The following is an 11,506-nucleotide window of genomic DNA, read 5'->3' on the forward strand; positions in this document are numbered from 1 at the left end:
CTCTACAACTCCTTATACAACCGGGGTCAGCCGGGAGTGGCTGGCGGGGACGGCGCTGCAGGCCGCCGCGTATTGGCGCAGCACCTCCTGCACCTGATCGAGAATGAGGTCGTGAACCCGGGGCGACAGCGTGCCCTGGCGCACCTTGCGGTATTGCAGCGGCAGGTGCTGGCTGAGCAGCGGCAGGGGAATGGGTTCGGCGGCCAGGTTGGCCAGCAGCCGGGCGTAACAGTCGTCGACCCGGCTGTCGGGCCAGTAGTAGCGAATGCGATCGGAGTAGCTGTAGCCGCGGGCCAGCCGGCACTCGTTGGGGCTGCCCTGATAGTGGCTGCGCCAGAAGTCGGGGCGATCCAGCATGGTCTCTTCCAGCACCTGGCGCAGGCCCGAGCAGGCCTTGGCCACCACCAGCTCCTCCTCGATGGCGGCGAGGGCAAACAGTGCCTCGCGCAGGGCAAAGGTGAGGGCCGGGCCGACCTTGAGGATGGCGAAGTGATCGCGCACCAGCTGGCGGTAGGCGTCCGGGGTCTGGTAATCGGTGGAGTGGGCCTCGAACACCAGATGGGGATAGGCCTCGATCATCCGGCTCAAGGGGGCGGCCCGCTCGGGGCGGTAGTCGATGACGTGGGTGTGGTCGAACTCTACGCCGGGCTGTACCACCAGACCGATCACCCGCGGCCAGAGCTGGGCCAGTCCGGCCTGCTCGAAGGCTTGCTGGTGGGCAGCCAGGGTGTGGCGCGCCGCCTCCGGTGTGGTGACCGCCAGTTCGGCCAGATCCTCGTGGGCACCGCCCGGTACCGGCACTTCGGTGCCAATCACATAGACCAGGTCGCTGTGGCCAAACTGCCGGGTGGCGGTCTGCTCGGCTATCCTGGCCAGCCGGGCGGCACGCGCCGCCACCAGCTCGTCGGTCAGCGGCACCGGATCCCCCTGGCAGGACATGCTGCAGTCGAGGTGGATCTTCTTGAAGCCGGCCGCGACATAGCTGGCGATAAGATCCTCGGCGTGGGCCATGGCCTGTTCGGCGGGCTCGCTCTGCCAGCGGTTGGGGCCGAGGTGATCCCCACCCAGTACCAGCCGCTGCACGGGAAAGCGGCACTCGGCGGCGAGCCGGTGCAGCAGGTCGCGAAAATCGGCCGGTGTCATGCCGGTGTAGCCGCCAAATTGATCCACTTGATTGGAGGTGGCCTCGACCAGCAGCAGCTGATCCCCTTGCGCCGCCAGTCGCAGGGCCGCCTCCAGCACCAGCGGATGGGCGGAGCAGACGGCGTAGATCCCGACCTGCTCCCCCTGCTTGTGTTGTGCGACCAGATCCAGCATTGATTTCATTTCCCTCTTCCTCTTGGTCTGAACAAGATGCTTTGCTTTCGGTTTCTTTCTTTACCCTAGGCGTACGGCGTTCGAAACGAAATAAAAGCGTGTTCACATCTTGAGCAAGATCACAAAAAGAAATGAATCGAAAGTGTTGTGACTGTTTTAGGGAGTCTGACGGCACTTTTCAATTCAATGAAAGCTTGATTTGCCATCGAGGCTGAGTGTTAATAGGGAAACGTAACGAAGTGAAAGCTCTACTTTCACCACAGGACTCCGGCAGAGAGACTATGCAAATCACCGAAAAGAGCGTGCTCGGCACCAGCGAGCGACGGGAGCGCATCATTCAGCAGCTGCGCAGCAATGGCAGCGTTCAGGTCAACGAGCTGGCCGGCCACTATCAGGTCTCCACCGTCACCATCCGCAACGATCTGGCATTTCTGGAGAAACAGGGGGTGGCGGTGCGCGCTTACGGCGGCGCCCTGTTGTGTGAATCCGGCCAGCCGGTGGCCGAGCGCACCATTGCCGACAAGAGTGTGCTCAACACCCCGGTCAAACAACGCATCGGCGCCATGGCGGCGAGCCTGGTGCAGCCGGGTTGCCGCCTCATTCTCGACTCGGGCACCACCACCCTGGAGGTGGCACGCCACCTGCGCGATCACCAGGAGATAGTGGTGATGACCAACGGCATGAATGTGGCGAATGCCCTGCTGGAGGCGGAAGGGGTGGAGCTGCTGATGACGGGGGGCCACCTGCGCCGCAAGTCGCTCTCCTTCTACGGCGCCCAGGCGGATCTCTCCCTGCAGAACTATCACTTCGATCTGCTGTTTCTCGGGGTGGATGGCATCGATCTGGATCGCGGCGTCAGCACCCATCATGAAGACGAGGCCAGGCTCAACCGCTGCATGTGCCACGTGGCCGAGCGGATCATCGTCGTGACCGATTCCAGCAAGTTTGGCCGGCTGAGCCTGCACAAGATCATCGATACCCGGCGCATCCACACCCTGATCACCGACGACGCTATTGCGGCCGAGACCCTGGCCGGTCTGCGTCAGGCCGGGATAGAGGTACTGCTGGTGGAGGCCTGAGTCGGCACTCGACGGAGAATGCGAAAGAGGGACGCCGCGGCGTCCCTCTTTCGTGGTCAGGGGCGAAGCTCAGCGCTGCTCGGGAAAATAACGCTCGAGCAGGGCAGTGAGGATGGCCTGGCTCTCGGCATCCGCTTCACCGCTGACCAGGGCGGGTCGGAAGTGGAGCTGGAAGGCGCGCAGGGCGGCGCGGCTCTGCTCGTCCCAGGCGCCGCTTTGGGCGACGCCGTAGCCGTAGCGGGCCAGCCGTTGCTGCCAGCCGAGGGCATCCCAGGCCGGTGCCGGCTGCTGGCGCAATTCGGCCAGCCGGGTTTCGTCGGGCCAGGCTCCCACCCCGTAGTGCAGGGCCAGCTCGCGCCAGGGGAAGTGGGGGCCGGGATCCTGCTTGCGCTCGGGGGCGACATCGCTGTGGGCCAGCACCTGGGTGGGGGGGATCTGGTAGCGCTCGACCAGCTTGCGGGTGAGGGCACCGAGGGCGGCTATCTGTGCCTGGGTGTAGGGCTGCCAGCGCCGCTGGTGGGCGGGCAGCAGTTCGTCTTGTGGCGGGTAGCCGAGGTTGACGATCTCGATGCCGAGTGAGCTGGCGTTGAGCCCCGCATATTGATGCCAGCGACTGCGGCCGGCATGCCAGGCGCGCTGGCTGTCGGGCACCAGCTGGTAGACCGGCAGTGGCCGCTCATGGGTATCGCGCGGGATCAGGTAGTGGGCGCTCACCTGATGGGCCGGCTCGGTCAGCAGGCGCAGGGAGTGGCCATCGTCTTCGTCCGTGTAGTGCAGGATCAGAAAGGCGATGCGCTCGTTCTGGCTGGCGCTCTGATAGTCGTTGTTGAGCCGATAGGGGACGGGCTGGCAGGCGCTGAGCAGCAGGGCGAGGCAGAGTGCACACCCGTGGCGACGGGTGCCCGGGAGGTGAACACCCAGTTGCCATGGCCGGCGCCACCCACCGGCCGCCTGCTGGCGGGATGACGGTGAGAGCAGACGCCGGCCCATGGTTCAGCCGCGATACTTGGCGGTGAGACCGATGAGGAAGTTGCGCAGGATCTGATCCCCGCAATCCTGATAGTGCTTGTGGTCCCGTGAACGGAACAGGGCGCTCAGCTCGGACTTGGAGAGGTTGAAGTGGGCCAGCTTGAGGGTGCCCAGCATGTCCTCTTCCTTGAAGTTGAGGCCGATGCGCAGCTTGCGCAGGATCATGTTGTTGTTGATCCGGTTCGGGATCACCTGGGCCGGCGCATCTTCCCGCGCACCGCGGCGCACCAGGATGAAGCCGTCGAGGAACTGGCTCAGGGCCGAATCCGGACAGGCGGCAAAGCCCGCTTCCTGCTCTTCCCCTTCCTCCGCCTCTTTGATCAGCCAGCCGTGCAGCTGGGCATGGGTGACGGTCAGGTTGCCCTTGGCAAACATGTCGACCATCTGGTCGTTGCTGATGCTGAGGGCGTAGCGCAGGCGGCGCAAAATATCGTTGTTGGTCATGTCGACTCCTGTGGAAACGGCGCAACTTTACCATCTGGCGGGGCCCGCGTCAGAAAAAGCGGGTTGCCCGGTTCAGGATAGATAGCGTGGCGCCTCCTGGCGTACCTGCTCCATCGCATCCTGCAGCTCCAGCAGTTCGGGCTCGAGTTCGGTCACCGGCACCCCGTCGCGCAGCTGCTGCTCCAGCTGGGAGAGCAGCCGCTGCAGGCTGGGCACGCCGGAATAGGCGCAGCCGCCGTTGAGGCGATGCAGCTGGACCAGCACCTCGCTATCCTCCACCTGGCCGGCAAGCGCCGCCTCCAGCACCGGATCCACCTCGTCGAAACTGGCCATCAGCATGGTCAGCATCTCCTTGGCCAGATCCAGCTTGCCCGCCGCCTGGCGCACCGCCAGCGCCCAGTCGATCTGCTGGCTGGCGTGGTTCTGGTGGCGACGATGGGCAAAGTCGGTGATGAGCTTGGCCAGCATGGCCTCGTCGATGGGCTTGGCCAGGTAGTCGTCCATGCCCTGGCGGATCAGCCGCTCCCGCTCGCCGGGAATGGCGTGGGCGGTGACCGCGACGATGGGGGTCTCGGTGTTGAGCGACTGGCTGCGAATAGCCTGGGTGGCGCTGATGCCGTCCATGATCGGCATCTGGATATCCATGAAGATGATGTCGAACGGCTGGCTCTGGGCCAGTCTGACCGCCTCCTTGCCGTTCTTGCACACCACCACCTGGCTCACCATCTCCTTGAGCATGGCGGCGATGAGCTTGAGGTTGGCGGCGTTGTCGTCCACCGCCAACACCTTGATCTCCTGCACGCTGCGCGGGGAGGGGGTCGGCAGCGGGGCGCTGCGGACCGCCTCGGGGGAGAGCAGGGCATGCAGCAGCTTGCGATGGTTGATGGGCTTGGAGAGGCAGTGCTGGGCGCCGTGGGCCAGCATGGCCTCGTAGAGCGAAGGTTCGTGGCTGCTGAGCAGCACTATGGTGTTCTGCTGGCGATCCAGCCCGTCGAGGCGTGCCACCACCTGCTGCGGACTGTGCTGGGTGCCGCTGCCGATGATCACCATGTCCTGGCTGCTCATTTCGGGCCAGGGGGCGTCGCTGGTGAGGGATTGCACCTCCAACTGCCACTCCGCCAGCAGGGCGCAGAGGGCTGAGTGGCTGAAGGGATCCGGCTCCAGCAGCCAGACCCGCTTGCCCTGGATGCGATCCAGCGGCAGCTTGTCAGTCTGGGGCAGGGGAGAGACCTCCAGATCCAGGCTGAAGGAGAAGACAGATCCCTTGCCGAGCTCCGATTCGAACCGGATCTGGCCACCCATCTGTTGCACCAGCTTCTGGGTGATGACGAGACCCAGGCCGGTGCCGCCATAGCGGCGGGAGATGGAGGAGTCGGCCTGGTTGAAGGCCTGGAACAGCTGGCGTTGCTGCTCTTCCGAGATGCCGATGCCGGTGTCGCGGATCAGCACGTTGAGCCGCACCTTGCTGCCGCTGGCACTGCCGATCTGCTCGATGCGCACATCCACGTTGCCGTGCTCGGTGAACTTGATGGCGTTGCCGGTGAGGTTGGTCAGCACCTGCTGCAGGCGCATGGGGTCGCCGGTGAGGTAGTCCGGCACCTCGGCATCCACCTGCAGGGAGAGCTCCAGTTGCTTGTCGTGAGCGCTGGGACCGAGCAGGTGCATGGTCTCGTTGAGGGTGTCGCGCAGGCTGAAGGGGATGTGCTCCAGCTGCAGCTTGCCCGCCTCCAGCTTGGAGAAGTCGAGGATGTCGTTGATGATGCCGAGCAGGTTGCGGGCCGACTTCTCGATGGTCTGCATGTAGTCGGTCTGGCTCGGGGTCAGGCTGGTCTTGAGCAGCTGGCGGGTAAAGCCGATGACCCCGTTGAGCGGGGTGCGCAGCTCGTGGGACATGTTGGCGAGGAACTCCGACTTGACCCGCGCCGCCTCCTGCGCCCGCTTCTTGGCCATGTCGAGCTCGACGTTCTGGATCTCGATCTGCTCCAGCGTTTCGCGCAAGTCGGAGGTGGCCTGATCGATGTTCTGCTGCATCTCCTCGTGATATTCCGAGAGCGCCTTGGCCATGGCGTTGATGCCGTTTTTCAGCATGTCCAGCTCGCCGGTGAGCTGACCGCTGACCCGGGTATCGAGCCGCCCCTCCCTGATCTTGTGCACCGCCTGCACCATGTCGGTGATGGGCTGGGTCACGCTCTTGACGAGTCTGAATCCAAACAGGGTACTGAAGGCGATGCCGATGAGCACCATGATCACCGCGAAGAAGGTGTCGCGGTACTGCAGGATCATGGCCCGGTCGGTGGTCATCTGCATGGAGATGTAGCCGATCATCGGTGGCTCCACGTCGCTTGGCAGCGGGAAGCCGTCCATGCTGGTCTCGGCCTGGATCGGGGTGCGCAGTATGATGTCGTCACCATAGAGGGTGACGCTGGTGAGCTCGGGGATCTGGCTGCCGTCCGGCAGCCGCAGCCGGGTGAAGTCCCTGTGGTAGTTGGACGTCACGAACAGCTGGTTGTCCTGGGTGAAGACGGCGATGGACTTGATGAGCGGCGAGTTCTTGCGGTGGGTGAGGCCGATCAGCCGCTTGAGCGACTCGCGGCTGTGCTGGGTCATCCCGTATTCGCTGGCGATGGCCAGCGGCTCTATGATGTTGATGCCCTGATCGATGAGGTTGTTTTCCAGCTGCTGATAGCGGTGGAAAGTGAAATAGCCGGCCATCAGGCCGCCGATGATCAGGGTCGGCAAGATGGTAAAGGCCAGCACACGCGCCCGAAGGCCGTATTTGGTCATGCGGATGATCCCCCGATGAGCAGGGTTGGCAATGGCGTAAACGAGCGGGAGCGGGCCCACAGGCCGTATTTGGTCATACTATTATTCTTGTGGGACAATAGCCTGCTGCAGATTCCACAATCATGACATAGCCACCTATAGGCACCAAGTTTTATGGCCCAGTTTTTCAAGCCCCAAAAGAAATCCACCCAGCCCCAACGCATTGAATTTACGGTAGACAGTTTGGATCACCACTGCGTCGGGATCGGCCGCCACCAGGGCAAGGCGATCTTCATCGAAGGGGCGCTGCCCGGTGAGCAGGTCAAGGCCCGCATCCTCGAAGACAAGAAGCAGTATGCCCACGCCGCCCTGCAACAGGTGGTGACTCCGGCGGCCAATCGCATCGCCCCCTTCTGCAGCCACTACCGCGAGTGCGGCGGCTGCAGCGCCCAGCACCTGGCTGAAGCGGATCAGCGTGCCGCCAAGGAGGCCGGCCTGGTCAGCCTGTTCGAGCGGCTCGGCAACATCCAGCCTCCGGCGCTGGAGCCCGTGCTGGGAGGAGAGTCCCGCGCCTATCGCCGGGTCTGCCGGCTGGCCATCAAGTTCGACAAGAACGGCCGCTGCACCCGGGTGGGCTTTCGTCGCCGTCAGTCGAACGATCTGGTGGAGATCGGCGGTTGCCCGGTGCTGGCCGAGCCGCTCTCCGTGCTGATCACCCCGCTGCGCGAGTGTCTCAACCGTCTCAAGAGCCAGCGCGAGCTGGGCCATGCTGAGCTTATCCAGGCCGAGCAGGGGATCCTGATGCTGCTGCGTCATACCGGTCGGCCGACCGAGGCGGATCGGGCGCAGCTAATTGAGTTTGCCAAGACGCAGGGGATCGACCTCTATCTGCAGGCGGCCGACGAGCAGATTGAGCCGCTGCACCAGCAGTTTGCGCCCTCCTACTCGCTGGATGGCCTGTCTCTTGCATTCGCTCCTGGTGACTTCATTCAGGTCAATGCGCCGGTCAACCAGCGCATGGTGGAGCAGGCGCTCTCCTGGCTGGAGGCGGGCAAGGATGACAAGGTGCTCGATCTGTTCTGCGGCATCGGCAACTTCACCCTGCCGCTGGCCCGTCAGGCCCGCGAAGTGGTGGGGGTGGAAGGGGAGCTGGCCATGGTGGCGCGCGCCGAAGAGAACGCCCGTCGCAACGGCATCAACAATGCCCGTTTCTACAAGGCGGACTTGAGCGGTGACATCGCCGGCATGTCCTGGGCACGGGAAGGCTTCGATCTGGTGTTGCTGGATCCGGCCCGTCCCGGAGCGTTCGAGGTGATGGAGCACGTCGTGAAACTTTCACCCAGACGGGTGGTCTACGTTTCTTGTAATCCGGTCACCCTGGCGCGCGACAGCCAGGTGCTGGTGAAAGGGGGCTACCGGCTGGTGCGTCTCGGCATGCTCGACATGTTCCCCCACACCGGCCATCTGGAGTCCATGGCGCTGTTCGAGCGCAAGTAACGGGCGCTGCGGGGCAGATGAAACGGTACCGCCGCTGGGGCGTCGGCTCGCCAGGTTGCGTGGCATCTGCCCGGTCCATAACGCTGTCTGGGCGGGCATGATTGGGGTAATCTAGACCCTCGTAAATCGGCAGGGGCTGGCGGAGAACTCTATTGTCTTTCTTGACAATATGCCTTGAAAAAATCTCCGCATATCCCCATTTGAGGCATTCTCATGAGGGGGAGGGGGCGACAGCCTTCGGCCCAATAATTTAAAGGATTGATACCATGGTTGCGGTTCGCGATATTCATTTGAAAGACAACTTCACCCTGGAGGAGTGGGTCAGCTCGCTCACCCTGAGTGATAGTGACAAGGATCAGCTGCGAACCGTCTACCAGTACTGTCTGACGCTCGGTGACGAAGCGCTCACCAACCGCCTGCTGGTGCGCGGGGTCGAGATGGTGGGCATCCTGCTGATGCTCAGCATGGATCTCGGCACCCTCAAGGCCGCCATCATCTACCCCTTCGTCGAAGCCGGTCTCATCAGCCAGGAGCGGATGGACGAGGACTTCGGCCCCAAGATCGCCAAGCTGGTGGAAGGGGTGCTGGAGATGGAGGCCATCCGCTCCCTGCAGACCCTGCACCGCAGCGAAACTTCGCCGGAACAGGTCGACAACGTGCGCCGCATGCTGCTCGCCATGGTCGAGGATGTGCGCGCCGTGGTGATCAAGCTGGCGGAGCGGATCGCCTGCCTGCGGGAAGCGAAGAAGGCGGATGAAGAGACCCGGGTGCTGATGGCCCAGGAGATCACCAACATCTACGCCCCGCTGGCCAACCGGCTCGGCATCGGTCAGCTCAAGTGGGAGCTCGAAGATCTCGCCTTCCGCTACCTGCACCCGGATACCTACAAGCAGATCGCCAGGCAGCTCGACGAGAAGCGGCTCGATCGGGAGCGCTACATCCGCGAGTTCGTGCAGTCCCTGCGCGATGCACTGAAAGAGGCGGGGGTCGAGGCCGAGGTCTACGGCCGGCCGAAACACATCTACAGCATCTGGCGCAAGATGCAGAAGAAGCACCTCGAGTTCAACGAACTGTTCGACGTGCGGGCGGTGCGGGTGGTGACCAAGCGGCTGCAGGATTGCTATGCGGCGCTCGGCATCGTTCACACCCACTTCCATCATATTCCCCGCGAGTTTGACGACTACGTCGCCAACCCCAAACCCAACGGCTATCAGTCCATCCACACAGTCGTGGTGGGGCCTGAGGGCAAGACGGTCGAGATCCAGATCCGTACCGACCAGATGCACCAGGATGCCGAGCTCGGCGTGGCGGCGCACTGGCGCTACAAGGAAGGGGCTCAGGCCGGCGGCAAGGCCAACACCTTCGAAGACAAGATCGAGTGGCTGCGCAAGCTGCTCGCCTGGCAGGAGGATCTCTCCGAGAGCGGCTCCCTGCTCGAAGATCTGCGCAGTCAGGTGTTCGAGGACAGGGTCTACGTCTTCACCCCGAAAGGGGATGTCATCGACCTGCCGGCGGGCGCCACCCCGCTCGATTTTGCCTATCACGTGCACAGCATGATCGGCCACCGCTGCATCGGCGCCAAGATCGACGGCCGCATCGTGCCGTTCACCTATGCGCTGCAGACCGGCGATCAGGTGGAGGTGATCACCCAGAAGGAGCCGAACCCAAGCCGCGACTGGATGAACCCCAACTCAGGCTTCCTGCGCTCCAGCCGGGCGCGGGCCAAGGTGGCCACCTGGTTCAGAAAGCTGGATCGGGACAAGAACATTGCCGCCGGCAAGGAGCTGCTGGAGAAGGAGCTCGACAGACACAACCTGACCCTCTCCAAGGTGGACAAGGTGGTGCTGGAGCGCTTCCATGCCGACGAGCTGGAAGATCTGCTGGCCGGCATCGGCAGCGGCGACATCCGCATCAACCAGCTGCTGAACTATCTGGACACCCGCTACAACAAGCCGACGGCGGAAGAGGAAGATCGCCGCCTGCTGGAAAAGCTGGAGCAGAAGGCCAACGTACCGTTCCGGCCCAAGCCCAAGGATCACATAGTCGTGGAAGGGGTCGGCAACCTGATGACCCATATCGCCCGTTGCTGCCAGCCCATTCCGGGGGACGGCATCCAGGGCTTCATCACCATGGGTCGTGGCGTCTCCATCCACCGCGAGGATTGCGAGCAGCTCAAAGAGCTCTCCCGTCGCAACCCGGAGCGGCTGATCGACGCGGTATGGGGGGAGAACTACTCCGGCGGCTACGGCCTCACCATCCGCATCCTCTCCAACGACCGCTCCGGCTTGCTGCGCGACATCACCACCGTGCTGGCCAACGAGAAGATCAACGTGATGGGGGTGCGTTCGCGCTCCAACGTGCGCGAGCAGACCGCCGAGATCGACATGGAGCTGGAGATTTACAACATCAACGCCTTCAACCGGGCGTTGGCCAAGCTCAGTCAGCTCAACGACGTGATCAGCGCCAAGCGCCTCTGATTGTCATCAACAACCAACTCGTGACCGACCGCCAGGTCGGTCACTGTTTTCCGAATCAAGAAGCGAATATCCCATGTCCCAACGTTACGACCTGCCTCAACTGCTCGACATCATGGCCAGATTGCGCGACCCGAACGGGGGTTGCCCCTGGGATCTGAAGCAGAGCTTCCAGACCATAGTGCCGCACACCCTGGAGGAGGCCTACGAGGTAGCCGATGCCATCGAAACCCAGGATTGGGACGGATTAAAGGGTGAACTGGGCGATCTGCTGTTTCAGGTGGTGTTCTACGCGCAGCTCGGCAAGGAACAGGGGCTGTTCGATTTTGCCGATATCGTCGATACGGTGAGCGAGAAGCTGATCCGCCGCCATCCCCATGTTTTCTCTGATGCCGACCTTGGCGACGAGCAGGCGGTCAAGGTGAACTGGGAGGCAGAAAAAGCCAGAGAGCGGGCTGCGCTCGACAAGGAGAGCGTGCTGGACGACATCCCGCTTTCGCTGCCGGCCCTGACCCGCGCGGCCAAGATCCAGAAGCGCTGCGCCACCGTCGGCTTCGATTGGAAGACCCTGGGGCCTGTGGTGGACAAGATCCACGAGGAGATCGACGAGGTGATGGAAGAGGTGCTGATGGTCGATGTGGACGAGGCGCGGGTGAGCGATGAGCTCGGCGATCTCTTGTTCGCCACTGTCAACCTGGTGCGCCATCTGGGCAAGGATCCGGAGCAGGTATTGAGGGGCGCCAACGCCAAGTTCGAACGCCGGTTTCGTCAGGTTGAGCAGTTTATCGCCGCAGAAGGGCTGAAAGTGAGCGACTGTTCGTTGGAAAAGCTCGATGCCGCCTGGAACAGGGCCAAGGAAACCGAACAAAGTTGATTTGGCGCAAGATGGGGGCGCCGGGAGCC

Annotated in this window: 8 protein-coding genes; 4 read left to right on the plus strand and 4 right to left on the minus strand. The window is 63.2% G+C overall.

The window, feature by feature from the left end; genetic code table 11:
- Positions 1-12: 12 nt before the first annotated feature.
- Positions 13-1,326 (minus strand): tagatose-bisphosphate aldolase subunit KbaZ, encoded by a 1,314-nt coding sequence (gene kbaZ / locus R2E40_RS04090; RefSeq protein WP_318164834.1) that lies wholly within the window; start codon positions 1,324-1,326, stop codon positions 13-15.
- 272 nt (positions 1,327-1,598) lie between these two features.
- Between kbaZ and R2E40_RS04095 the strand changes: the two genes are divergently transcribed.
- On the plus strand, positions 1,599-2,396 hold the full coding sequence (locus R2E40_RS04095) for a DeoR family transcriptional regulator (protein WP_242761216.1): 798 nt from the start codon (positions 1,599-1,601) through the stop codon (positions 2,394-2,396).
- A 69-nt stretch (positions 2,397-2,465) separates the two neighbouring features.
- Here the strand turns inward: R2E40_RS04095 and R2E40_RS04100 are convergent, their stop codons facing one another.
- The 3 genes from R2E40_RS04100 to barA all read right to left on the minus strand — a co-directional run bounded on the left by R2E40_RS04100 (position 2,466) and on the right by barA (position 6,653).
- Positions 2,466-3,386: an N-acetylmuramoyl-L-alanine amidase gene (locus R2E40_RS04100; protein ID WP_318164835.1), complete on the minus strand. Its 921-nt coding sequence runs from the start codon at positions 3,384-3,386 to the stop codon at positions 2,466-2,468.
- A 3-nt stretch (positions 3,387-3,389) separates the two neighbouring features.
- A complete protein-coding gene (locus R2E40_RS04105) occupies positions 3,390-3,869 on the minus strand; it encodes a DUF1456 family protein (RefSeq protein ID WP_011704763.1) in 480 nt (159 codons plus the stop codon).
- A gap of 72 nt (positions 3,870-3,941) precedes the next feature.
- A complete protein-coding gene (gene barA, locus R2E40_RS04110; protein WP_318164836.1) occupies positions 3,942-6,653 on the minus strand; it encodes a two-component sensor histidine kinase BarA in 2,712 nt (903 codons plus the stop codon).
- 153 nt (positions 6,654-6,806) lie between these two features.
- Between barA and rlmD the strand changes: the two genes are divergently transcribed.
- From rlmD to mazG, 3 genes are all read left to right on the plus strand, one after another.
- Positions 6,807-8,129 carry a 23S rRNA (uracil(1939)-C(5))-methyltransferase RlmD gene (gene rlmD / locus R2E40_RS04115; protein ID WP_060390863.1) on the plus strand — a complete coding sequence of 441 codons (1,323 nt, stop codon included), beginning with the start codon at positions 6,807-6,809 and terminating at the stop codon, positions 8,127-8,129.
- Positions 8,130-8,395: 266 nt separating this feature from the next.
- Positions 8,396-10,606, plus strand: coding sequence for a GTP diphosphokinase (gene relA / locus R2E40_RS04120; protein WP_011704766.1), 2,211 nt, complete (start codon positions 8,396-8,398; stop codon positions 10,604-10,606).
- A gap of 73 nt (positions 10,607-10,679) precedes the next feature.
- Positions 10,680-11,477 carry a nucleoside triphosphate pyrophosphohydrolase gene (mazG, locus tag R2E40_RS04125; protein ID WP_318164837.1) on the plus strand — a complete coding sequence of 266 codons (798 nt, stop codon included), beginning with the start codon at positions 10,680-10,682 and terminating at the stop codon, positions 11,475-11,477.
- Positions 11,478-11,506 lie beyond the last annotated feature (29 nt).

The organism is Aeromonas sp. CD, from assembly GCF_033349375.1.
Classification (GTDB): Bacteria; Pseudomonadota; Gammaproteobacteria; order Enterobacterales; family Aeromonadaceae; genus Aeromonas; species Aeromonas hydrophila.

Coding starts and splice junctions, on each gene's coding strand:
- R2E40_RS04105 (WP_011704763.1), bottom strand. CDS start 3,869: ATGACCAACAACGATATTTTGCGCCGCCTGCGCTACGCCCTCAGCATC.
- kbaZ (WP_318164834.1), bottom strand. CDS start 1,326: ATGAAATCAATGCTGGATCTGGTCGCACAACACAAGCAGGGGGAGCAG.
- mazG (WP_318164837.1), top strand. CDS start 10,680: ATGTCCCAACGTTACGACCTGCCTCAACTGCTCGACATCATGGCCAGA.
- barA (WP_318164836.1), bottom strand. CDS start 6,653: ATGACCAAATACGGCCTTCGGGCGCGTGTGCTGGCCTTTACCATCTTG.
- R2E40_RS04100 (WP_318164835.1), bottom strand. CDS start 3,386: ATGGGCCGGCGTCTGCTCTCACCGTCATCCCGCCAGCAGGCGGCCGGT.
- R2E40_RS04095 (WP_242761216.1), top strand. CDS start 1,599: ATGCAAATCACCGAAAAGAGCGTGCTCGGCACCAGCGAGCGACGGGAG.
- relA (WP_011704766.1), top strand. CDS start 8,396: ATGGTTGCGGTTCGCGATATTCATTTGAAAGACAACTTCACCCTGGAG.
- rlmD (WP_060390863.1), top strand. CDS start 6,807: ATGGCCCAGTTTTTCAAGCCCCAAAAGAAATCCACCCAGCCCCAACGC.